General features: G+C 63.0%; 31 protein-coding genes. 18 read left to right on the plus strand and 13 right to left on the minus strand.

What is annotated here, in order from left to right:
* Window positions 1–7 precede the first annotated feature (7 nt).
* The 4 genes from AArcS_RS12115 to AArcS_RS12130 all read left to right on the plus strand — a co-directional run bounded on the left by AArcS_RS12115 (window position 8) and on the right by AArcS_RS12130 (window position 1396).
* On the plus strand, window positions 8–211 hold the full coding sequence (locus AArcS_RS12115) for a DUF5800 family protein (RefSeq protein WP_238477678.1): 204 nt from the start codon (window positions 8–10) through the stop codon (window positions 209–211).
* A gap of 146 nt (window positions 212–357) precedes the next feature.
* Window positions 358–657, plus strand: a complete 300-nt coding sequence (locus AArcS_RS12120) for a HalOD1 output domain-containing protein (RefSeq protein ID WP_238477679.1) — start codon at window positions 358–360, stop codon at window positions 655–657.
* Between the two features lie 10 nt (window positions 658–667).
* Window positions 668–850: a DUF7576 family protein gene (locus AArcS_RS12125; protein ID WP_238477680.1), complete on the plus strand. Its 183-nt coding sequence runs from the start codon at window positions 668–670 to the stop codon at window positions 848–850.
* Window positions 851–919: 69 nt separating this feature from the next.
* A complete protein-coding gene (locus tag AArcS_RS12130) occupies window positions 920–1396 on the plus strand; it encodes a HalOD1 output domain-containing protein (protein ID WP_238477681.1) in 477 nt (158 codons plus the stop codon).
* Here the strand turns inward: AArcS_RS12130 and AArcS_RS12135 are convergent.
* The 3 genes from AArcS_RS12135 to AArcS_RS12145 all read right to left on the minus strand — a co-directional run bounded on the left by AArcS_RS12135 (window position 1381) and on the right by AArcS_RS12145 (window position 4183).
* Complete coding sequence (locus AArcS_RS12135; RefSeq protein WP_238477682.1) at window positions 1381–1902, minus strand: DUF7097 family protein; 522 nt, start codon at window positions 1900–1902, stop codon at window positions 1381–1383. The two genes, AArcS_RS12130 and AArcS_RS12135, sit on opposite strands and share 16 nt — an antisense overlap.
* A 34-nt stretch (window positions 1903–1936) precedes the next feature.
* Entirely contained in the window at window positions 1937–2590 is a 654-nt protein-coding gene (locus tag AArcS_RS12140) for a DUF6517 family protein (protein ID WP_238477683.1), read from the minus strand.
* A gap of 69 nt (window positions 2591–2659) precedes the next feature.
* Window positions 2660–4183 (minus strand): glutamate-cysteine ligase family protein, encoded by a 1524-nt coding sequence (locus AArcS_RS12145; RefSeq protein ID WP_238477684.1) that lies wholly within the window; start codon window positions 4181–4183, stop codon window positions 2660–2662.
* Window positions 4184–4299: 116 nt separating this feature from the next.
* On the opposite strand from AArcS_RS12145, the gene AArcS_RS12150 reads away from it, so the two are divergent.
* The 5 genes from AArcS_RS12150 (at window position 4300) to AArcS_RS12170 (ending at window position 7352) form a co-directional block, all read left to right on the plus strand.
* Complete coding sequence (locus AArcS_RS12150) at window positions 4300–5127, plus strand: aldo/keto reductase (RefSeq protein WP_375139612.1); 828 nt, start codon at window positions 4300–4302, stop codon at window positions 5125–5127.
* Between the two features lie 51 nt (window positions 5128–5178).
* Window positions 5179–5919, plus strand: a complete 741-nt coding sequence (locus AArcS_RS12155; RefSeq protein WP_238477685.1) for a hypothetical protein — start codon at window positions 5179–5181, stop codon at window positions 5917–5919.
* Between the two features lie 44 nt (window positions 5920–5963).
* On the plus strand, window positions 5964–6161 hold the full coding sequence (locus AArcS_RS12160) for a DUF7333 family protein (protein WP_238477686.1): 198 nt from the start codon (window positions 5964–5966) through the stop codon (window positions 6159–6161).
* An 85-nt stretch (window positions 6162–6246) separates the two neighbouring features.
* A complete protein-coding gene (locus tag AArcS_RS12165) occupies window positions 6247–6630 on the plus strand; it encodes a nascent polypeptide-associated complex protein (RefSeq protein ID WP_238477687.1) in 384 nt (127 codons plus the stop codon).
* Window positions 6627–7352, plus strand: a complete 726-nt coding sequence (locus AArcS_RS12170) for a methyltransferase domain-containing protein (RefSeq protein WP_238477688.1) — start codon at window positions 6627–6629, stop codon at window positions 7350–7352. The genes AArcS_RS12165 and AArcS_RS12170 overlap by 4 nt, the downstream gene beginning before the upstream one ends.
* On the opposite strand, the gene AArcS_RS12175 is transcribed toward AArcS_RS12170, so the two are convergent.
* The 4 genes from AArcS_RS12175 to AArcS_RS12190 form a co-directional block, all read right to left on the minus strand.
* A complete protein-coding gene (locus AArcS_RS12175; protein WP_238477689.1) occupies window positions 7349–7747 on the minus strand; it encodes a PIN domain-containing protein in 399 nt (132 codons plus the stop codon). The genes AArcS_RS12170 and AArcS_RS12175 overlap by 4 nt on opposite strands.
* The gene (locus AArcS_RS12180; RefSeq protein ID WP_238477690.1) at window positions 7744–7941 is read right to left on the minus strand and encodes a DUF7557 family protein; all 198 of its coding nucleotides are present in this window, start codon (window positions 7939–7941) and stop codon (window positions 7744–7746) included. Before AArcS_RS12180 ends, AArcS_RS12175 begins: the two co-directional genes overlap by 4 nt.
* Window positions 7942–8014: 73 nt before the next feature.
* Window positions 8015–8578, minus strand: a complete 564-nt coding sequence (locus AArcS_RS12185) for a DUF6517 family protein (RefSeq protein WP_238477691.1) — start codon at window positions 8576–8578, stop codon at window positions 8015–8017.
* A gap of 323 nt (window positions 8579–8901) precedes the next feature.
* On the minus strand, window positions 8902–9213 hold the full coding sequence (locus AArcS_RS12190) for a transcription factor S (protein WP_238477692.1): 312 nt from the start codon (window positions 9211–9213) through the stop codon (window positions 8902–8904).
* Between the two features lie 104 nt (window positions 9214–9317).
* On the opposite strand from AArcS_RS12190, the gene AArcS_RS12195 reads away from it, so the two are divergent.
* The 3 genes from AArcS_RS12195 to AArcS_RS12205 are packed head-to-tail and all read left to right on the plus strand — an operon-like array spanning window position 9318 to window position 12493.
* Window positions 9318–10646: a COG1361 family protein gene (locus AArcS_RS12195; RefSeq protein ID WP_238477693.1), complete on the plus strand. Its 1329-nt coding sequence runs from the start codon at window positions 9318–9320 to the stop codon at window positions 10644–10646.
* Window positions 10633–11340 (plus strand): ABC transporter ATP-binding protein, encoded by a 708-nt coding sequence (locus AArcS_RS12200; RefSeq protein ID WP_238477694.1) that lies wholly within the window; start codon window positions 10633–10635, stop codon window positions 11338–11340. The genes AArcS_RS12195 and AArcS_RS12200 overlap by 14 nt, the downstream gene beginning before the upstream one ends.
* 28 nt (window positions 11341–11368) lie before the next feature.
* On the plus strand, window positions 11369–12493 hold the full coding sequence (locus AArcS_RS12205) for an ABC transporter permease (RefSeq protein ID WP_238477695.1): 1125 nt from the start codon (window positions 11369–11371) through the stop codon (window positions 12491–12493).
* Here AArcS_RS12205 and AArcS_RS12210 read toward each other — a convergent pair.
* Window positions 12490–12747 (minus strand): DUF5789 family protein, encoded by a 258-nt coding sequence (locus tag AArcS_RS12210; protein ID WP_238477696.1) that lies wholly within the window; start codon window positions 12745–12747, stop codon window positions 12490–12492. The two genes, AArcS_RS12205 and AArcS_RS12210, sit on opposite strands and share 4 nt — an antisense overlap.
* A 105-nt stretch (window positions 12748–12852) precedes the next feature.
* Between AArcS_RS12210 and AArcS_RS12215 the strand changes: the two genes are divergently transcribed.
* On the plus strand, window positions 12853–13350 hold the full coding sequence (locus AArcS_RS12215) for a DUF5797 family protein (protein ID WP_238477697.1): 498 nt from the start codon (window positions 12853–12855) through the stop codon (window positions 13348–13350).
* Between the two features lies 1 nt (window position 13351).
* Here AArcS_RS12215 and AArcS_RS12220 read toward each other — a convergent pair whose 3' ends face one another.
* The gene (locus AArcS_RS12220; RefSeq protein WP_238477698.1) at window positions 13352–13654 is read right to left on the minus strand and encodes a winged helix-turn-helix domain-containing protein; all 303 of its coding nucleotides are present in this window, start codon (window positions 13652–13654) and stop codon (window positions 13352–13354) included.
* Between the two features lie 186 nt (window positions 13655–13840).
* Between AArcS_RS12220 and AArcS_RS12225 the strand changes: the two genes are divergently transcribed.
* Window positions 13841–14743 (plus strand): DUF4397 domain-containing protein, encoded by a 903-nt coding sequence (locus tag AArcS_RS12225; RefSeq protein ID WP_238477699.1) that lies wholly within the window; start codon window positions 13841–13843, stop codon window positions 14741–14743.
* Window positions 14744–14806: 63 nt separating this feature from the next.
* Here the strand turns inward: AArcS_RS12225 and AArcS_RS12230 are convergent, their stop codons facing one another.
* Both AArcS_RS12230 and AArcS_RS12235 read right to left on the minus strand, forming a co-directional pair.
* Window positions 14807–15871 (minus strand): DUF5787 family protein, encoded by a 1065-nt coding sequence (locus AArcS_RS12230; RefSeq protein ID WP_238477700.1) that lies wholly within the window; start codon window positions 15869–15871, stop codon window positions 14807–14809.
* A 45-nt stretch (window positions 15872–15916) separates the two neighbouring features.
* Window positions 15917–16408 (minus strand): PUA domain-containing protein, encoded by a 492-nt coding sequence (locus AArcS_RS12235; protein WP_238477701.1) that lies wholly within the window; start codon window positions 16406–16408, stop codon window positions 15917–15919.
* Window positions 16409–16563: 155 nt separating this feature from the next.
* On the opposite strand from AArcS_RS12235, the gene AArcS_RS12240 reads away from it, so the two are divergent.
* Window positions 16564–16740 (plus strand): hypothetical protein, encoded by a 177-nt coding sequence (locus AArcS_RS12240; protein WP_310736970.1) that lies wholly within the window; start codon window positions 16564–16566, stop codon window positions 16738–16740.
* A 29-nt stretch (window positions 16741–16769) separates the two neighbouring features.
* Here the strand turns inward: AArcS_RS12240 and AArcS_RS12245 are convergent, their stop codons facing one another.
* Both AArcS_RS12245 and AArcS_RS12250 read right to left on the minus strand, forming a co-directional pair.
* Window positions 16770–17267: a LabA-like NYN domain-containing protein gene (locus AArcS_RS12245; protein WP_238477702.1), complete on the minus strand. Its 498-nt coding sequence runs from the start codon at window positions 17265–17267 to the stop codon at window positions 16770–16772.
* A 49-nt stretch (window positions 17268–17316) separates the two neighbouring features.
* On the minus strand, window positions 17317–18138 hold the full coding sequence (locus AArcS_RS12250; RefSeq protein ID WP_238477703.1) for a M48 family metalloprotease: 822 nt from the start codon (window positions 18136–18138) through the stop codon (window positions 17317–17319).
* Window positions 18139–18437: 299 nt separating this feature from the next.
* Between AArcS_RS12250 and dapA the strand changes: the two genes are divergently transcribed.
* The 3 genes from dapA to AArcS_RS12265 are packed head-to-tail and all read left to right on the plus strand — an operon-like array spanning window position 18438 to window position 20952.
* Window positions 18438–19355, plus strand: a complete 918-nt coding sequence (dapA, locus tag AArcS_RS12255) for a 4-hydroxy-tetrahydrodipicolinate synthase (RefSeq protein ID WP_238477704.1) — start codon at window positions 18438–18440, stop codon at window positions 19353–19355.
* Window positions 19352–20125 carry a 4-hydroxy-tetrahydrodipicolinate reductase gene (gene dapB / locus AArcS_RS12260; protein ID WP_238477705.1) on the plus strand — a complete coding sequence of 258 codons (774 nt, stop codon included), beginning with the start codon at window positions 19352–19354 and terminating at the stop codon, window positions 20123–20125. The genes dapA and dapB overlap by 4 nt, the downstream gene beginning before the upstream one ends.
* Window positions 20122–20952, plus strand: a complete 831-nt coding sequence (locus tag AArcS_RS12265) for a 2,3,4,5-tetrahydropyridine-2,6-dicarboxylate N-succinyltransferase (protein WP_238477706.1) — start codon at window positions 20122–20124, stop codon at window positions 20950–20952. Before dapB ends, AArcS_RS12265 begins: the two co-directional genes overlap by 4 nt.
* Window positions 20953–20961: the final 9 nt, after the last annotated feature.

A 20961-nucleotide genomic window follows, 5' to 3' on the forward strand; every position in this document is an offset into this window, starting at 1 on the left:
GGTTCGTATGACTACACTCTCGTTCGACGAACACGGCGTCGACGTCGTCTACGAAGGGACCGAGTTCCGCCTGGAGAAGGAACTGATCGAAGAAGCGACACAGAAAGGCTACTACGACGTGACCGACCACGAGGTGCTCCAGATGGTCGCTTCCAACCCGAACCTGCAGGGCGAGCCCCGCCGGATCGGCGACATCGTGGCCAGAGAATAGCACGGTCCAGCGATTCGGTGCTTTTGTCCCGAAAAGAGTCTCCGACCGTCACCGGATATCCTATTTGTGTAGGGCATCGTGGAACGATAACGTACGTAGGTTAGGTGGTATCGTTATCCCGGTCTCGGCGTACGTACAAACGAGCAATGAGTACCCCAGATTCGACAATTGATCCAGGAGGGGGTAGCCTTTCGGACGGCCACAGACCGAGCGACCGGATCGTCACAGCCCTTGCAGAGGAGAAAGGCGTAGACGTACTGGACGTAGATCCACTGCTCGACACGATCGATCTTGATGCCGTTGACGATCTTCTCGGAGACGGATCGGGAGCGGCTGACTCGTCAGTACGGCTCTCGTTTGTCGTGCAGGGCTGTCGAGTCGTCGCCAGTGGGGACGGGAGCGTAACGGTCCGATCGCTGGAGGGACCCACGGGGAACGGACGATGACGAGGAGACAGTGACCGAAAACGAACATATCGCGACGACGGGGGATGACTCCGAGTCGACCGAGCTGTGTGCCCAGTGTGGGGTCAGTATCGACACCTCGGAATGGCATCCAGTCGTCGCCGACGACGGCGCGGACGGCGAGCTTCAGCTGTATCCGTTCTGTGACGAGACCTGTCGAGACGAGTGGGAATAAACTCCGACTGAAACCACTGCCTCTTTATTTGAGCACATGGGAGTTCGGGTAGAAGACGTACAGACAGCTATGAACGGGGATTCCGGGGGCAGGAACGAACTGGGGATGGACAGGGACGTAGAATACGTCGCGGTAAGCGACCACGAATCGGACGCCGGAACGCTGTTCGATCCGGACGCCGAGGACGCCTGGATCGAGTCTGACACGCTGGTCTCACTGGTCGACGACGAGGAGTCTGGGACGCGTTTTGACGCCGAGACCGGCACGTACCACATCGAGTACGACTGGCGCACAGCGATGCCGATGAGCATGATCATCGTTATGGTCGTCGCGGATCTGGAGGGGACCGACCCGATGGAGTTGACGCCGCTGTACGATTCGCTGGATCCGGAACTGCTGGATACGCTGTTTAGCCCGCGATCTGACGGGACGCTCGCGGTCGGCGAAGTGACGTTCACGTTCGAGGGCTACGAGATCCACGTCTACCGGCACGGACACATCAGCGTTCGGCCGCCCGAAGCACTGGAGACTCAGAAGTCGTCGTAGCGGTCCGCAGCAGACTCGAAGGAAAATTCCTTTTGCTCGCGGCTCCGCCGACCTTCCGCCGCGGCGAGTGCCTCCGCATCGGGTGACACGTCATCGGTAATCCGTGCCCACAAACCGTGGACTTTCGCGTGACACCACCGGCAGAGATAGACAGTGATCTCGTGGCGTAGCTCCTCGCCGCCACCCGCATAGGAGAGATGATGTTCTTCCAGGAGCGGCCGCTCATCGTCGTGGGCGATCCGGCGCTCTTCGAGCCCACAGCGTTGACACTCGCGGTCGTGATTTCGAGAGCGAAACTTCGGACAGTCAGTCCAGTCCCAGTCGTCGCCCGCGGCGACCGGACAGGCGAACTCGTCGGCACGGCGCTCCCGGGCGAACTCGGGGTCCTGTTCGGGATGCTCAAACGCGTACCGACAGCGCCCGTCGTCGGTGACGTGATCACAGACGTCGACGTGTTCGTAGGGGTCGTCGACGCCGACCGACGTTCCAGTGGGCGTCTTCTCCATACCGCCGTTCGGGATCGAACACTGTTGAACCTTCCTACCCTTCGTGTTCGATCTCCCGCATCAGGGTGTAGCTGTTCGTCCGCTCCTGCCCCAGCGCGGCAGGGTGTGCGCCGACCGCGATGATCAGATCGTCGCCGCTGGTGATGGTCGCCACGTGGATGTAGATCTCGACCTCCTCGCCCTCGAACTCGGCGGTCGTCTCGAACGTGCTGACGGTTACTTCCTCTTCGAGCACGACCTCCTCGCGCTCGTCGACCATCTCCACGTCGTCCAGTCCGTCGTACTCATCGCCCAGCTCATTCTGGAACTCGTCGAGGAGCTCCTCGTGAGAGAGCTGTGCAATCGGATTGAGCGACTGGCCCAGTATTTCGGCGTTCGGCGTCGACACGACCGCGAACGTCGCGGCCTGTTCCGTTTCGCCCTGAACGGTCAGATCCTTCTCGTAGGTGTTGATCCAGTTGGTGACGATCAGCCGTCGTTCGATCCCGCCCGCCTCGACCTCCTCGTCGATCGTCAACTCCTCCGTGTCGACGTGTGTATACTCGGTTTCGTCGAGTCCGTCCTCGCTGACCGACGCCTCTGAGGCCGTAAACTCGACCGTATCCCCGGTGATCAGATCCATACAACCCGCAAGCGACGCCATCCCAACCGCGGCTCCCGCCAGTACTGCGCGACGTCCTGTTTCCATGGGAGACACAAGCCGGCCAGTAAATAAATCCTTTCCGGCAAGTAACTGCGGGTATCCGGAAGGATATGCTTACTGCCAGTCCGAGAACGGCGTTCCGGAGCGACTGTGCTCGCGGTAGGCCTGCTGCATCCGTTCGACAGCGTTCTCGAATGAATGACCTGCCGCCAGCTCCGTTCGGATACGGTCGAGTTTCCAGCTGCTCGGTGTGGTTCCCGCTTTCCATCTGGCTTCGAGTGGGTCGATATAGTGTGCCGTCGTCTCACCGGAGACGCCCTGTTCGTCCAGCCCCGTCCGGACAAGGTCGAACAGTTCCCCGTAGATTTCGTCGTTCGCCTCGGTGTACTCGCCGTCGGCCAGCACCCAGGCCAGATCAGCGTCGAGTCCGTTCTCGGCCGCCGCATAGAAGCTCCGCTCGGCGTCGACGTGATCGAGTTCTGTTAGCGGGTGATCGGTTGCGACGATCCCCCGGAGCAGTCCGGCGACCAGCACCTGCAGGCCGACGTTACCCCGGATCGTCGGCTGGGTGGGCAGTGGACGGTACTCGATCCGAACTGACCGGCTATCGCCCTCACCGACAGGCTGCCCGCCGACAACAGAGCGAACCCAGCGCCAGTACGTTCCGCGTTTGTGGTCGAACTCCCAGAGGCGCCCGTCGATCGTCTCCCGCTCACTGTCTGCGACCCACTCGCGGAGGAACGGTGCACAGGTCGGATCATCGAGCAGGTACGAAATTGTATCGTGGGTCGTTTCGATGTCTTCGGGGACGCGCACTTTGTTCCAGGCGGCGTTGATCGACTGCTCGAACGCGGCGATCCTGAGTTCGTGATGCGTTTCTTCGAGCAGCTGTTCGGGATCATCGACGTCGTACAGGTCAACCGGCAACAGCGGCGAGTTCGTCGAAAGCGCCAGTACGGGGCCGAGCGTCCGAATCGCCGCGTTGTAGTAGGCAGGGAGCGCGTCCGCATCGGGAATCTGGAGATGTGGCTGGATCGAACTGGTCAAGGACTCACAGAGGATCGACGGGAAAGAGACCTCCGCACCGGGGACCGACAGGGAGACGCTCCCGTTGCCCTGTGCCAGTATCTCGTTATCCAGCGCCCAGTAGCGCGGCGACGCGGTCATATTCCGGGCGACCGTCACCCCCTCGTCGTCCTCGACATCGCCGAGGTACGACTGGGACCCCTCCGCCGGTGGGACCGCCCACATCGCGTCGAGGACGATTTCGGTGTCTGCATCGTCTGCCGCGGCACGAGAGGCGTCGAGATTCTCCCGGAGTTGCGCGACCTGCCCGGCGATACCGTCCTCGTCGAAGCGTGTCGGTTCCGTGTGAAGTTCGGCGTTGTGGAGGCCAAGCTCCCGATCGCAGGGCGCTTCGAACACCGAATCTGGGAGGCGTGTGAGACTGGTATCGTCGACCGCGTAGGTTTCGATCTCGATACCGAGTGCAAAGCTCGGGTTGTCCAGTTCAGCGTCAGCCAGTAGCTCCGCGACAGTCTCGGCCTGCTCCTCGACGCGCTCGTCAAAGATCACCTCGGTCTCGTCCGAGAGCGACCGGCGGACGAGCTCCGTCCCGGTGTCCGTGGTATCTGCCATTGTCGTCGTATTGTGCGCCCCCGGCATAGCACTTCGGCATCGGGCCGCCGGAAAACACCCCGACGACAGGACGACACTTCCCAACGCCTTTGACAACTGCCTGCCAAAGCCCAGCTATGATGCAACCAACCAGCGACGACTGTCCGCGCGCGAACGGGATGCCGATGCTCGGGCTGGGGACCTGGAAAAACGAGGATCCGGACCAGTGTGCCGAAAGCGTCCGGACCGCGCTGGAGACAGGGTATCGACACATCGATACCGCCGACCTCTACGGCAACGAGGCGGCTGTCGGCGATGGGGTCCGGCAGGCCGATGTCGACCGTGAGGACGTCTTTCTCGCCACGAAACTCTGGACCGACGATCTCGGATACGAGGATGCTATCGCCTCGGCCGAAGAGCGTCTGGACACACTCGGCGTCGACTATCTCGACCTGCTGTACATTCACTGGCCTGCAAAGAGTTACGACCCCGAGGAGACGTTCCGAGCCTTCGAGGAACTCCACGACCGGGGACTGATCGAGAACGTCGGAATCAGCAACTTCGAACCCGAGGGGATGGAGACAGCTATCGAACACTGTGACGTACCGATTCTTGCCAATCAGGTCGAGTGTCACCCGTTCCTGCCCCAGGAAGACGTCCGGGCGACCGCGGCCGACCTCGATATCGAAGTCGTTGCGTACTCGCCGCTGGCTCGTGGTGCCGTCTTCGAGTCCGAGGCGCTGACCGACATCGCTGACGCTCACGACGCCAGCGCGGCACAGGTCAGCCTGGCGTGGCTGCTCGACAAGGGCGTCACGCCGATTCCGAAAGCGACGAGCCGAGAGCACATCGAGGACAACTGGCGCGCGCTCGCGCTGGAGTTGAGCGACGAGGAGATCGACCGGATCGATGCTATCGAAGCGGTCGACCGGAAGATCGATCCCGATTTTGGCCCCTGGAACTGAGCCGTCGATCTGCCGGAAGCTTGAAAACGGATCGCTCGTTCTATATTTCGTATGAGTACGCGGTCGTCCAGGAGCGGCGGGGTCGTCGACGGAATCAGGATCGACCTGCGGCGACTCCACGAAAGCTGGATGGAACTCGTCTTCCCCCGCCAGCGGGGAAGCGGTCACTCCGTCATGGGAAAGTGGACGCCGAACACCACGGGCGGCTGGATCGCCTACCGACTCTGGGCGGCAGTCGGCGTCCCGGTCGTCGCCGTACTGTACCCGCTCGCGCTCTCTGGCCTCATGTTTCGGTTTTACGCGTCGCGGATCGACCGCGTTGCGGCGGGCCTGGGTGTCGCCGGAGTCGTCGTCCTCGCGGCGCTGGTCTGGGGCGTCCTGACGGTTGCCGCCCATCAGGTGTTCAGTTTCGACGGCTTTCTCGCGGTGCTTGCGGCCGCCGTCGTCGCGACGATAGCTGCCGGGCTGGCAGTCGCCTTCTCGCAGGTCGGCGGCCGCCTCGTCTCGGTCGTCTTCGCATATCCGTCCGCGATGACCGCACTGTTCCTTCCACCGGTGGTCGCCGCACTCGTCTCGCCGACGCTGGGTGAGGTTGTGCTCTCCGGTAGCGACTCGCTGGCGATCTGGCTGCTAGACACTGTTCTGGTCGTTGGAGGACTCAGCGAGTGGCTCTCCGACCAGTACACGCTCGCCGGAGCGGCGTATCTCGGGATGTGGTTCGGCATCGCCGTCCCGCTGGGCTGGCTCATCGGCTCGCTCGTTACGCTTGCCGGGCTGGTTCGACCGACCTGAACGATCTCGGTACGCTTAGGAACCCTCAGTCCTGAGGTAGATACATGGAGTTCGACCTGACGAAAACCGTTGTGGCGTTCCTCGCAGTAAACGCAATCGGCGTCGGCGCGCTGATGGGCGCGCCGATGGGAATGACCGAGAGCACGATCCTGACGATGGTACTGCCCTCGATGCTCGTCTTCGGCGCACTCACGCTCGCGATCGGCGTCAAGTTCGGCGAGTACCGCGCGAAAGCAGCCTGACCGTCCGGTCTTCAGCCAGCCGTTTCACACCCCCTTCACAGTCGATCCCGTCAGTTATTTCCCCGCGTAGGGCCACCCTCGGAGTATGTTCGGAGGAGGTGGCGGTGGCATGGACCCCCGCAAGATGAAGCAGATGATGGAACAGATGGGCGTCAACATGGAAGATATCGACGCCGAAAAAGTGATTATCCAGACCCCCGACGCCGATCTCGTCTTCACGGACGCCGACGTGAACAAGATCGACGCGCGCGGGCAGGAAACCTATCAGATCGTCGGTTCGCCCGACGAGCAGGAGCCCGGCAGTGCTGGCGGCTCGGCCCCGGCGGTCGAGAGCGGCGATGCAGGTGGCGTCCCCGACGAGGACGTCGAAATCGTCGCGATGCGAACCGGTGCGAGCGAGGACGACGCACGTGAGGCCCTCGAAGCGAACGACGGCGATCTCGCCGCCGCAGTCGACCAGCTAGAGTGACCGTCCTCGTCGTTCGCGGCAGCAGACAGTTCCTCGTCGAACCGGGCGAGGAGCAGGGCACTGACCTCGGTGTGCTGGAGGTGCCAGAGGACGTCGAACCGGGCGATACCCTGACGACGCATCTCGACGAGGAGTTTCAGGTCCGGCGATTGCGCGGTCCCGACCTCTTCAACCATATGGAGCGCACCGGCGCGCCGATGATGCCCCGGGATATCGGGCTGATCATCGGTCATGTTGGAGTCGGACAGGGCGACCGTGTCCTCGATGCCGGGACCGGCACCGGCGTGCTCGCCTCGTATCTCGCTCGTGCGGGCGCGGACGTCCTGACGTTCGAGCGCGACCCGGAGTTCGCCGAGGTTGCCCGCGAGAACATGGAGCTGGCCGACGTGACCGATAGCGTCGACGTCCGGGCTGGCGACGTAACCGACTACGTCGCGGACTGCGAGGAGCGCTTCGACGTCATCACGCTCGATACGGAGGATGCCGCCACAGTCGTCGAGGAGGCTCCCGACCTGCTCGCTCAGGGTGGCTACCTCGCCGTCTACTCGCCGTTCGTCGAGAACAGCCGTGAGGCCTGTCGCGCTGCACGGGAGGTCGGTCTCTCCGACGTCGTCACTCAGGAGACGATCCAGCGTGAGATGGACTTCGACGACCGCGGTTCACGCCCATCAACTGGGGGCGTCGGCCACACCGGCTATCTGACGTTCGCGCGGAACGTCTAGTCTCGTTTTCGCAGATTCGTCACATCCAGTTTGGATTCCAGAGCTTCCACCTGAAAATCGGCGTCTGCAACGATCAGATGGTCGCTGGTGGATCGTGCAGTAGCGGCAATAAGTAGGTCTCGAACCCCCATTCGCTGCCCGTCATCGAGCAACTCGTCCTGTAGTTTCGCCGCTTCGATGGCGACTGTCTCACTCAAATCGACCGACCGAACACCGTCGAATCGCTGTCGCTCCGCGTCAACATCGATTCGTCCGCTTCCCAGCGGTCCATCAAGGACTTCGTAGACACAGAGTGTCGACGTGAGATACGGCCCCGGCTGCTCTTCGACGAACCCGACTGTTTCCTCGCGCCCTTCAAGCATGTCGATGATAACTGACGAATCAAGAACCGTCATCGACCGAAACTCTCCCGGGAGCGATCGATTGCACGCCGTGCACGATTGGCAGTTTCAGCATCCCATGAGCCTACATCGACCGGTTCTTCCTCACCTGCCAGTCTGGCCAGTAGTTCGTCGAAGCTCTCGTTTTCACGTTTCAGGCGGGTGAGTTTCTCTTTTGTCTCGTCAGATACGCGGATCGAGGTGCTCATATGTATACATGATGCATACAGAATCTAAGTACTTTCGCTGGGACACTGGGTTTGTTCTGGACCGACGCCACGATCATCCTACATCCCGAATCAGATCGAGCAACTCGCCGCGCCACTCCCCGGGGTCCGTATCGACACCCTCGACCGATCTGGGGTATGCACCGCCCGCGATCCGAAACCCGTCGCAGAGCCAGACGGCGAGCCACCCCTCGACCCTCATCGACTCTCCCTCGGCGTCGTAGCGCCCGCGATAACCAAGCAGTGTCGCCCGGTCGCCGCTCTCGACGCGCATACGCTGACGGGTCGTCTGCTCGACATTGCTGATTCCACGCGCTTCGAGATCGGCCGCGAATGCCCGCTTGGCTTCTCTGACGACAGTCGACCGGATCATCGGCCCCATCCCCGGAGCCAGGGGCGGCGAAAAGGAGAGCCGCGTCGCGAAGAAAAACCGGAGGGTCGTGTCGCCGACCGCCGGGCGCAGGCGCTCGCGCAGGTCGGCGTCCTCGTATACCAGCGTCCGCCCCGTCACCGTCAGCGTCGGCAGCCGAAACCGCTCCTCGATGTTATCCTCGATGCACTTCCAGCCGTCGGCGTCGAGACGCTCCTCCGGGACGGCGGGCGGCGGTGGATCTGCCATCGGCCGTAGTTCGCTCGCCGACCACTTCAGGATTGGCGAGAACTGGACCAGCGTTCATCCCGTCTCGCTCGTTGACACACCGGATGCAGCGACGCTCCGCTTGCCATCCAACGCAACGTCACTCGACCACACAACCGCTCCGGGCGGGGCATCGAAAGGGGCCGACTGCTCGGCGGCTCCGCCGACGCAAGAACCGCAGGACTGAGTCCGAGGATCGCAGCGAGGCAGCGCCGTCGAGCGGGAGGGGCTTTCGGGAATAGCTGTGAAGCTAGCGGGGGACGATCAACTACGGCTTCCGAACCGCGTGAGAGAACCGACTCCAGCTAGTGGTCGTCTTCGCGCCACTTGTGTTCGCACTCGGTACAGACGAAAAAGCGCGTCTCGGACTCGTCGGCCGCCCGGATCTGTTGCATATACCAGTGTGCGCGATCGTTGTCACAGTTGGGACACTGCGCCGACGTGGTCGGCAGACCACTGTCGCCCGCACCGGTTTCGATCACTTCGCTGACCTCCTGATCGTCGGTGAGCACGTAGTTCGCGTCGGGATTTTTCGGCTGCTTGTTCCCGCAGCTCCCACAGACCCACAGCTCCTCGTCGGCTTTCATCATCGAGCCGCACTCGTCGCAAAACTCCATTGGTACACACGACTACTCCCGTGGGGAGTGATAAGCCCGGCGTTTGCCCCGCTTACCCCTGCCGACGGCGACACCCCTTTACTTGTCGGCTCCTGAGCGAAATTATGACGCGTCCCCGAACGGTGCTTGCAGTTTTTGCCCTTCTCGTGCTGATCGTCGGGAGTCTTGGCCTTGCGGCCGCAGTCCCCGATGCACGCCTGATCGTCGACGACGTCGAGGTGACACCCGAGACGCCAGCACCGAACGAGACAGCCACGGTCGACCTGACCGTCTCGAACTCCGCCGGGAGCGGTGAACCCGTCACCATCGACGAGGCACGCCTGCACGACGACGAACGAACGTATGCAACCGCCGAGAACGTCAGCGCGCTGTCGTCCGGTGATTCTGTCACGATCCCCCTCGATACCGCGTTCGACGAGGCTGGCGTCCACGAACTGACGGCGACCGTAAACGGGACCTACACGACGACCGACGAGGACGGCGACGAGATCGAGGAGTCGGTAACGATCACGTACCCGGTCACCGTCGTGGTCGGTGGCGTCGACGCGGGCGGCATCGAAGACGACGTGCAGGTCGACGCGCAGGCGGTCGATGCGAGCGATATCGAAGCCGAAGAGGGCGAGGATGCGCCAGCAGGTGGCGATCTGGATCTCGGTGATCTCGGTGGTGCGTTCGGCGATGCAGGGGTCGAGGACGGCGAGGCGATCGACGATGAGGACGAGCCTGCCACCAACAGGAGCAGCGATCGGCTACTCCGGATCGAGGTGACGAACTTCGGTACGGCGACGGCCCGGTCCGTCGTCGTCGAGCCCGAGACTGAGGCGACGGTACTGCCGCGGATCCCGGCGTCGGATCTCGCTCCCGGTGAGCAGGACACTGTCTTCCTCGATCTCGACCGGGTCGAGCAGGCCGGAACGATCGACGTGACTGCGCGGTACTCGCTGGGAACTGATCGGCTCACGAGCGAAACTGCCTACGAGTACACGCCTGAGCGCACCCCGGCAGCGACGCTTGATTTCACCGACCTCGATATCGTTTCCGATGGCGAGGACGTAGAGATTTCGGGGAACGTCGCAAACGTCGGTACGGCCGACGCAAACGGTGCTGTCGTCGCCGTCGAGCCTGCGGACGGCGTCCAGCCGACCTACCCACAGCGAAACTACTTCGTCGGCGCAGTGCCGGAAAGCGACTTCGTCGGATTCGACCTGACCGCGACCGTCGACGAGGACGTGACCGAAGTGCCGATCACAGTGACGTATCTGGACGATGGGGCCGAGCAGGAACACACAGCCGAACTCGAATACACGCCACGCGAGCAGTCGGATGGGAATGACGGCAGGACGGTCTGGCCCTTTGCGCTTGTCGGAGCCATCAGCCTGCTGGCGCTGGGTGGCGGCGGACTGGTCTGGAGGAAGCGCAATGGACGCGACTGAGACGGCGACCGCGACGGACGATCCGCCGGCGTCCCACCCGGCGCTCGAACTCGATACCGTCCGAAAGGTCTACGACAGCGGCGCGGAAACCGTCGTGGCGCTCGACGACGTCGATCTCCGCGTCGAGCGCGGCGAGTTCGTCACCATCATGGGACCGAGCGGGAGCGGGAAATCGACCATGCTCAACGTGCTCGGGCTACTCGACGAGCCGACGTCCGGGACGGTCCGAATCGACGGTAGACTCACCGGCGATCTCTCGGATGACCGTCGGACGACGATGCGAAAGGAGCTGCTCGGGTTCGTCTTCCAGGACTTTTACCTGTTGCCAACGCTGACCGCGGTCGAGAACGTCACGTTACCAACCATTTTTGGGGACGGTACCCCGCGGCGCGGGCGGGCGGTCGACCTGCTCGAACGGGTTGGTCTGGGCGGGCGGCTCGATCACACCCCGACGGAGCTCAGCGGCGGCCAGCAACAGCGCGTTGCAATCGCACGAGCGCTGATCAACGAACCGCGGATTCTGCTGGCCGACGAGCCGACCGGCAACCTCGACCGGGACACGAGCGAGCAGGTGCTTGACGAACTGTCGGGAATCACAGCCGACGGCGTCAGCGTGATCGCCGTCACTCACGACGAACTGGTGACCGAGTACACCGATCGAACCGTCGAGTTGTTCGACGGACGAATCCGATGACTGGGGCGTGTTGGCGGGGTGGGAACTCGTGGTGAAGTCCCCGGCACTCTTCGTCGCCCGGCGGAACCTCTCTCGCAACCGGTTCCGATCGGTTCTCGCGGGGCTCGGGATCCTCATTGCAGTCGTCGCCATCGCCGCGCTGGGGATCTTTGGGAACGTGCTCTCGCTGGGTGCGGCCGACGCGCTGGGCGATATCGGCAACGAGGTCGTCATCACGCCCAACGCCGACGAGGGCTTCGACGAACTCACCGAGCGACAGGTCCAGTCGATCGAGCGCGTCACGGACGACGTAACGGTTGCCCCGATCAGAACGGAGACCGGGTTAGTCACCCGCGGGACGGAGTCGAGGGCTACGACACTCTATGGGATCGACGACCCCGCCGCGATCTACGAGGCCGACGAAGGGCGGTTGCCGGACCGGCATACACAGGGAGCTATCCTCGGGAGTAGCGTCGCCGAACAGCTGGATGCGGGCGAGGGTAACGTCGTCACCATCGATGACACCACCTATCGGGTGATCGCGGTGCTCGAACCGGTCGAGTCGTTCGGCCCACTCACAGCGGATGACGCCGTTCTGTTGCCCGAAAACGCGATTGCGGGCAGCGGGTACGAGCAGGTGATCCTGCGCGGCGAGGAGACGGGAGCGACGGCTGTGGCGGCCGACGCCGTAAGGGCTGAGCTCAATGCCCGGGAGGAGCGCATCGACGTCTTCGAGCTATCGGAGATCACCGACGAGATCGACGAGTTCTTTTCGCTCTTGCAGAGCTTTCTGCTCGGGATCGGCTCGATTTCGCTGGTGATCGCGGGCGTGAGCATCCTGAACGTCATGTTAATGAGCACCGTCGAGCGGCGCGAGGAGATCGGCGTGATGCGCGCGGTGGGCGTCAAAAAGGGAGAGGTGCTCCGGATGATGTTGATCGAGGCAGGACTGCTGGGGCTGCTCGGTGCGGTCGGCGGCGTCCTCGTCTCGGTACTGTTGGCCGCCGGGCTGTATCTAACGACGCCCGTTGAGCTGTGGATCCTGCTCGATCCGGCGAATTTCTTCTATCTCGCGCTGGCCTTTGCCTTCGGGATCGGCGTAAGCCTGCTCAGTGGTGCCTATCCGGCCTGGAAGGCGGCAAGCGAGCGACCGGTCGACGCCCTGCGGGACTAGCCGTCGCCCTCCGACTGGAACGGCTCGCCGACTGCCCCTCGCGGCAGCGTGTTGTGAAGGTCAGCCATCATCTCGCCCGAAGACTGGTACTGGTCGTCCGGGAGGTCAGCAACGAGCTCGCCGAGGTTTTCCTCGCCATCTGCGAGTCGGAGCGTTACGTCGTCGAATTCAGCGGCTGCCGCCCCAGGTGCGATCGGATAGTCGAGTTCGCCGAACAGTGCATCCAGGTGGCTCAGCCGGACTTCACGTCCCATACCGGTAGTACGTGAGACAGAGACATACGTTGATGTGCTAGCTTCGGTGACACGTCTGCAGGGATTCAGAACTGGCAAGTACCCCGGTGTCGATAGCACGACTCGATGACGCTTTCGGAGGAGGCTCGCGACCGCCTCGCAGACGTCGTGGAGTTACAGCCGACGAAAAACAGCGAGTTACAGGATCGGTGGGGGGTAGAGAGCGGGAGCGAGGTGCATAGCTACCTCGAATCCGAGCTTGGCAACTACTACTATCGGGACGACAACAGCCTGATCCGTGCGACGAGCGAGGCCAACGATCTGGTCGACGTCGAGCCGGGGATCGAATCGGACGAAAACGACGTGCCCAGTGTCGTTCGTGTCCCGGAGTTGCAGGCGCAGGTCCTCGACGTGCTCGCGGGCCCGGACGAACGCTCACAGAGCGTCGTCTCCGTGCTCCACGCGCTCCGGGACGCCCACGATATCGATCCCGACACGGAGGACGTCCGCTCGGCACTCCAGAGTCTCCGTCGCAAAGGTGTCGTCGAGGTCGTGTATCGTAGCGTGCCGACGTTCCGTCTGAGCGTCGATCGGGACGAGCTGGATGTCGAACGCTCGGACTGAGCTACACCGTGTTTTCCGCGGTCTCAGCCTCCCTTTGCTGTATCTCGATCTCTTCGATTGTCCCCCAGTGCTCTCTGGCGGACTCGCTCGGCTCGTAAACTGCGCCGTACTCGTCGTCAGTCTTCGAGACGACACCGTGTTGCATGAGCACGTCCAGGTGGTGTCTGACAGTCGTGTAATCGAGATCGAGCGCCTTTGCGAGCTGGTTCGCGTTTCTCGGTCTGTGTTCGAGGGCGTAGACGAGTCGAAGGCGGTTTGGACCCCCGCGACTACTGCCGAAGACGTACCAGAGATCGGCCTTCATCTGGTTCCAACGTACTGATGGAGCGATATAAGTACACGCCAGGTACTTGCTCGTGGGTCCGGCCGCTATCCTCGTAAGCTCGGATTTGTATACACAGGATGCACATACTGGAGAGAGTTTGGAGAGATCAGGGGCAGAGTTCGGAAATCGTTGAAGCGTGTGATTTCCCTACCTGTATACGTCGTTATGAAACCAGACAGACAAAGGCGGACGATTCTGAAAGCGACGGGTGGTGCGATCGTGTTCGGAACCCTTGCAGGGTGTACCGATGCGGCGGACGATCCGGAGGAGGAAGATCCAGAAGCGGACCCAGACGACGAAGATCCAGAAGAAGAGGAAGATCCAGAAGAAGAGGAAGATCCTGAAGAGGAAGAAGAAGAGGAAGAAGAAGAGGAAGAAGAGGAAGACGAGATGGCTATGCTTCGCGTCGCGCACCTCTCGCCCGACGCTCCGAACGTCGATGTGTACGTCGACGACGAGCCGACGCTCGAAGACGTCCCGTTCCGCGCGGTCAGCGACTACCTCGAACTGGAGCCGGAGACCTACAACATCCGGATCACGGCAGCCGGTGACGAGGAGACCGAAGTGTTCAACGAGGACGTCGAGCTACCTGCGGGCGCGTTCACCGCAGCAGCCATCGGCGAACTCGACGAGGAAGGGACACAGGAGTTCGCCGTTGAAACGTACGAGGACGACCTCGAAGATCCGGGAGAGGACGCCCGTGTCCGGGCAGTCCACGCATCACCCGATGCTCCAGCAGTCGACATCGCAGCAAACGGCGATGTTCTGCTCGAAGACGTCGACTTCGGCGAAGCTGGGGCGGTCGAAGTACCCGCAGGCGAGTACACGCTCGAAATCCGAGCGGCGGGCGAAGAGGAGGCCGTCGCGGAATTCCCGGTCGAAACCGAGTCGGGGATGGTCTACTCCGCGTTCGCAGTGGGCTACCTCGAACCGGAAGAGGCACCGGCCGACGAGGAGTTCGACCTCGTTCTTACCGTCGACAACGAGGGGATGGAAGACGACGAGATGAACGGCGAGGAAGAGGAGAACGGCGAGGAAGAGGAGAACGGCGAAGAAAACGACGTGTGAATACAACGCTTACCGACGTTTCTCGCCAGTAAACGGCAGTCACTGGGCCCTCGCGCTGGCGTATCACGATTTTTTGATCCCTCGAAGCCGAGCGCGCCGAGCGGCGAGCAACCGCGTTACCGTCTTCCCCGGCCCTCCGTCAATCGGCCAACCATGCTGTCGCCACGACGGGGGCTCCGGTTCGAAGGCCGGACAGGAGCCGGAACACTCGTTTGCAGTCTGAACGCGACAGTGCGAACCACACCAGGGGAGCACCTGCCCGTCGCGCTCGCGCGGGCCAAACCACCGACAATCCGGTCGCATCGTGTCGACAAAGGACCGCCAGCCGCGTTCGTAGGCTCGTTCTGCGATCCGATACCGGAGCGTCGCTTTCCGATCGGGCGAGACGTACTCGAACGTCGCCGCCGACTGGTCGAACGCCGAGTCCCCCCCGCCACGGTCCGTGATCCGCGTTCCCGGTGTCGCCGGTTCGAGCGCCTGAGCGTGCCAGGCGATCGACGCCGAGAGCGCTGTGGGGTCGACTTCCAGTACGCCCGCTTTCACGGGGAGGTCCTCGAACAGCACGGGTGAGACCGCGGCGTCGGTCGCGCGGGTTGCCACCCACGCCTCGTCGGCCAACCCCAGTGCGACATCTCGTTCGAGCTGAGGCTGTAACGCTGTCGCCGCGCTCGCGTCCAGATCCGGCTTGTTCTCGATGGCGACGATTCGCTCGACCCACTCGGGGTAGCGATACCGTCGCCGGATCTCGATTCGGTTTCCCGACTTCCGGACATCCAGAATCCCCCGGTCGTCGGCCGCATGGATCGTCTCGCGGACGTAGCGCCACGGGTAGTCGGGCTCCGGAAGCGCGTCCCGATAGTACGTCCACTCCTCGGGCGCGGAGCGAAGCACGAAGCGCAGGTCGTCGTCCAGCCGTTCAGTACCGAGATTCGCACGACGTACGAGCGCCTCGCGGGTCGTTTCGACGACGATCGTATCCCAGCGTCGACGTTTCGTTCCCAACTGGCGCGCGACCAGTGCGACTGTGTCATCTGCAAGCGTGCCACCTGGCGGCCACTCGCGTTCCGCCCAGTAACAGACCCGAAGCTCGAAAGCGAACTCGGAGTCGTACTGGATCTGCTCGGTCACGGTCAAACGAACGCGCGCCGGCCATCAAAACCGTTCCGCCGCTCGCTAGGACTCGTCACCGGCTCCCTCACGGACCTTCACCGCCATCCCGGTCTCGAAATCATACATCGCGTCGGCCGATAGCTCCGCCCGCCCGACCGCGAGCAGGTCACCGGTCTCGTGGACGACCAGCGCCTCATCGCCCGGGCGGAGGTCGTCGTCCACCTCGTCGATGAATTTGGCGAAGACGTTCTTGCCGTCGCGGACGAACGGCTCGCTCTCGTCGCCGACGACTACGCGATTGCGCGGCGGGGAGAGCGTGAGAAGCCGTCGACCCCCTTCGATACCGAGCGTGTACCGCCCGTCGACGTTCAGCGAGACGATCCGGTTCGACTCGCCGATTACCTGCTGGGGCCTGCCCGAACTGCTGCGTTTGATCGTGAACCGTCCGTCTTCGGGAAACAGTGCTCGCCCTGCCCCGCCGCCGAACTGGTAGTCGGCGACCGTCCGGAGCTGCTCACCGTCCTCGCCGAGTCCGGTGTTCGCGTCCTCGCTCATTGTCGAGTGCAGGAGTTCGGTGCGTGAAAGCGCTTCGACATTCCATAGCAGATCAGAACTGACACCTGCAGATTCTGCGAGTCGTTATCAACCCACAACGTATCAGCCAAAGGGGGAAACCTATAAACTAGAAGCCCTCACTGGCTGGTATACAAATGGATACTACGAAAGTGGCGGTAGGTGCGGTCCTCATTGCGATCAGCAGCGTTATTCTTCTCGCAACCGGATCGCTCGACTCCGGAGTTCCCGCGATCCTCGCAGGTGTGGCCGCGATCGCGATGGCCGCTGGCTCCCTGCTCGTCGGGACGTCCGGCGAAGGGCGAGCGGTATAGACGGTAGAGCGGTTCTTCAGGTTCGCTACTCAGAGCAGAAACGTCTCGGTCCGCTCGCTCAGATCGACGAAGGAGTCGGCGGCCTCTTTTAGCTCCTCGGCAGTCGAGGAGTCAAAGCCCATTACCTCGACGCGAACGCCCTCGTGACGCATGTGCGAGCAGAGCCGCGAGAAGTCGCCGTCACCGGTGCAGAGCACGATCGTATCGACGTGCTCGGCCAGCGTGACGGCGTCGAGGCTCATCCCGACGTCCCAGTCGGCCTTCTTCGAGCCGTCACTGAACGTCTTGATGTCTTTGATTTTGGTCTCGAAGCCAATGTCAGTGAGTGCGTCGAAAAAAGTCTCCTCCTCGGGCGAGTCCGCGCGGATGACGTACGCGATAGCGCGTGTCAGCTCCCGGTCCTGGACGCTCTTTTCGAGCAGCGAGGAGTAGTCGATATTGTTACTGTAGAGGCTCTGTGCGCTGTGATACAGGTTCTGGGCGTCGACGAGCACGGCGACGCGCTGGCCCGGATGGATCTCGCTCATGGCGGTTCTTGTGCGGGCCAGTACATAAACGGCGGGAGTCGGGTAGCGTCTACCGACGGTTTCGCAGCCGCGATATCCGCTCCTCGGTCGAGGGATGCGTCGAGAGGAGCTTCTTTGCGGCGCCACCCGAGATACAGAGTGCGGCGACGGAATCGTCCATTTCGGCGTTGGTGCGTTCTGCGCTCCGCTGGATCTTTTCGAGCGCGCGGGCAAGCGGTTCTCCGTTCCCGATCGCATCCGCGGCGTCGGCGTCGGCGACGTACTCGCGGTACCGCGAGATAGCCATGACGAAGATCATCACGAGCATCTGCGTGATCATCCCCACGACGAAGGCGAGCACGTAGTTCGCAATGGATCGCTCACCGGTAAAGAGGACGACCCACTGGGCGGCGATACCGACGATCGCGGCGATCGACTGCCCGATGGTCATCGTCACGACGTCGCGGTTACGGATGTGGGCAAGCTCGTGGGCGATTACGCCGTTTAACTCCTCGCGGTCGAGCACCTGCATCAGCTCGGTCGAGATTACAACCGTCCCCTTGCCCTTGCGGCCGGTTGCGAAGGCGTTGGGTGTGCCCATACTCGCGACCATCAGCCTGGGCTTTTTGATCCCCATATCACGGGAGAGCGACTCCACCGTCTGGTGAATCTGGGGATACTCCTCTTCGGACATGTCTTCGGCCCCGACACTTCGCAACGCCATCTTCGTTCCCAGCAGGTACTGGAACCCGATGAACGCGACCGTCAGCACCGCGACCAGCCAGAGGGGCCAGCCGAAGGCGACGACTGCGACGAGTGCAGCCAGCGAGAAGAACGCAAACAGGATGGTGCTGACGATCGCCATCCGGATCTTGAGACCTATGTGTCGCATACCTGCGGGTAGCTGTCGACGACCTATAAGTCATATGGCAGCGACACACTGTGACAACATTCGGCACACTCCCCGGGCTACAAACACAACGAATAAGTTTCGGGACTCGGACACTCTTTACTGTGTACGGACTCGTTCGGCGACTCGACTCGTCCGTGCGGACGTCGAGCGGGTGCGCCGTCGTCTTTCTGAAAAAACGCGGTCGATAGCGGCTCCCGGCGAGCGTAGCGAGTTCGTCGCGGGCCGGTCCTCGATCGCGGATGGATCGATTGATACCGACCGATCACAACATACCAGACATGACACCGAACCCGTTCCACGGCGTTCTACCTGCGATGGTGACGCCGTTCAACGAGGACGAAAGCATCGATCACGACCAACTGCGAGCGGACGCCCAGCGACTCGAAACCGCTGGCGTCGACGGGCTGGTTCCCGTGGGCTCCACGGGTGAAAGCGCGACCCTGTCCCACGACGAGCACGTCGAGGTCGTCGAGACGGTCGTCGACGCCGTCGAGGACGTACCGGTCATCGCGGGCACCGGGAGCAACAACACCCGCGAGGCGCTGGAGCTGTCCGAACGCGCAGCGGACGCTGGCGCTGACGGCCTCCTCCTTATTTCGCCGTATTACAACAAGCCCGAACAGCAGGGGCTGATCGAGCACTATCGGGCGGTTGCCGACGCGGTCGACCTGCCACAGCTCCTGTACAACGTGCCATCGCGGACGGGCCGAAACGTCGAGGCCGACACGGTCGTCGAACTCGCATCCCACGAGAACATCGCGGGCCTGAAAGCAGCCAGCGGCGACCTCAACCAGATCTCGGAGGTCATCGAACGAACGCGAGACGAGGAGTTCACCGTCGTCTCGGGTGACGATGGGCTCACCCTCCCGATGCTCTCGATCGGGGCCAGTGGGGCAGTCAGCGTCGTCGCGAACGTCGAACCCGAGCGCACCTGCGCGATGGTCGGCGCAGCCCTTTCGGGTGACTACGAACGAGCGCGGGCGCTCCATCACGAACTCGCGCCGCTGACACGGGCACTCTTTACCGAAACGAACCCGATCCCGGTCGCCGAGGCGATGCATATCCGAGGGCACGCGAAGCCGATCGTCCGATCCCCACTGACACGCCTCTCGGAGGAGCACCGTGATGAACTCGCCGCGGTGCTGGCGGATCTGGACAGTGAGCCAGCCGCGGACCTTGCGGAGGCCGACCGATGAGCGGCGACCCCACGCGGATCGCAGTCAACGGTGCGGCAGGCCGAATGGGTCAGACAGTCATCGAGACGGCGACGGACCGCGAGAATGTGGAGGTCGTCGTCGGCATCGACGTCGCGGACGCCGAGACGGTCGACGGTGTGCCGGTCGCCGACCCGGACGATGCTGTCGACGCCTTCGCGGAGTACGAACCGGACGCGCTGATCGACTTTACCGTCCCCGACGCGACACTGGGAATCGTCGACGCCTGCGTCGAGCACGGCGTCGCCGTCGTGGTGGGGACGACCGGATTCAACGAGGACCAGCTGTCCTACTTGCGCCGGACCAGCGAATTCGTCCCGGTGCTCAAAGCGACGAACTTCTCACGAGGGATCCAGGTGCTTCTCAGAACCGTCAGTGAGGCGGTGGGCGCGCTCGACGGCTACGACCTCGAACTGATGGAGACACATCACAACCAGAAGATCGACGCGCCCTCTGGCACCGCGAAGACGATCCTTGAAACCGTTCAGGAAGAGCGGGATGTTGACCCGGTCTACGGCCGCGAGGGACACGCCCCCCGCGAGGATGACGAGATCGGCGTCCTCGTCCGACGGGCGGGCGACATCCGCGGCGAGCACGAACTCGTGCTGGCGGGCAACGACGAGGTGTTCAGCCTCTCTCATCGCGCCGAGGATCGTGGCGTCTTCGCGGCAGGGGCACTCGACGCCGCGGCGTGGGTCGCCGGTCGAAATCCTGACTGGTATACCTTCGGAGCGGTAATCGACGAGTCATGAGTCTGCAGACAGACGTCGAAGACCTCTGGCAGCGCAAACAGGACGGACTGACGGCTGACGACGCGAGCGCGGAGGATCTTACGGTGCTCGACGAGTTCCTCGCCGCGCTGGAAGCGGGCGAAGTCCGGGCCGCGGAAAAGCAGGGCGGCGAGTGGATCGCCAACGAGTGGGTCAAGCAGGGCATCCTGCTCAACTTCGGCCTGCGCCACACCGCCGAACGCGAGTATGGCGGGGTCACCTACCACGATGTCCTCCCCCTGCGCAGGACTGACGACCTGAACGACCGCGGGACCCGAAACACCCCGGACGGGACGACGATCCGCCGCGGCGCGTATCTCGGCGAGGACTGCATCATGATGTCGCCGAGTTTCGTCAACATCGGCGCGCACGTCGGCGACGGCACCCTGATCGACTCCGCCGACACCGTCGGCTCCTGTGCCCAGATCGGCGAGAACGCCAAACTCGGTGCGAACACGCTGATCGGCGGCGTGCTCGAACCCGTCGAGGACGCCCCCGTGATCGTCGAGGACAACGTCTCGCTCGGCGCTGGCTGTCGCGTCACTAGCGGCTTTGTCGTCGGCGAGAACAGCGTCGTCGGCGAGAACACCCTGCTCACCCCCCGGATTCCGGTCTACGATCTGGTCGAAGAGGAAGTGCTCTACGGCGAACTACCTGCGAACCGTCGCGCGTTCCAGCGCTTCGTCGAATCATCAGTGAGCGAGCACGACCTGATCGACGGCGGCGCGTTCAAGCCCGCGGTCGTCGCGACCCACATCGAGGAGGAGACGCTCGAAGCGACCGAACGCGAGGACGCGTTGCGAGAGTAAGCGCGGCTA

Origin of the sequence: Natranaeroarchaeum sulfidigenes (assembly GCF_017094485.1) — an archaeon.
GTDB lineage: Archaea > Halobacteriota > Halobacteria > Halobacteriales > Natronoarchaeaceae > Natranaeroarchaeum > Natranaeroarchaeum sulfidigenes.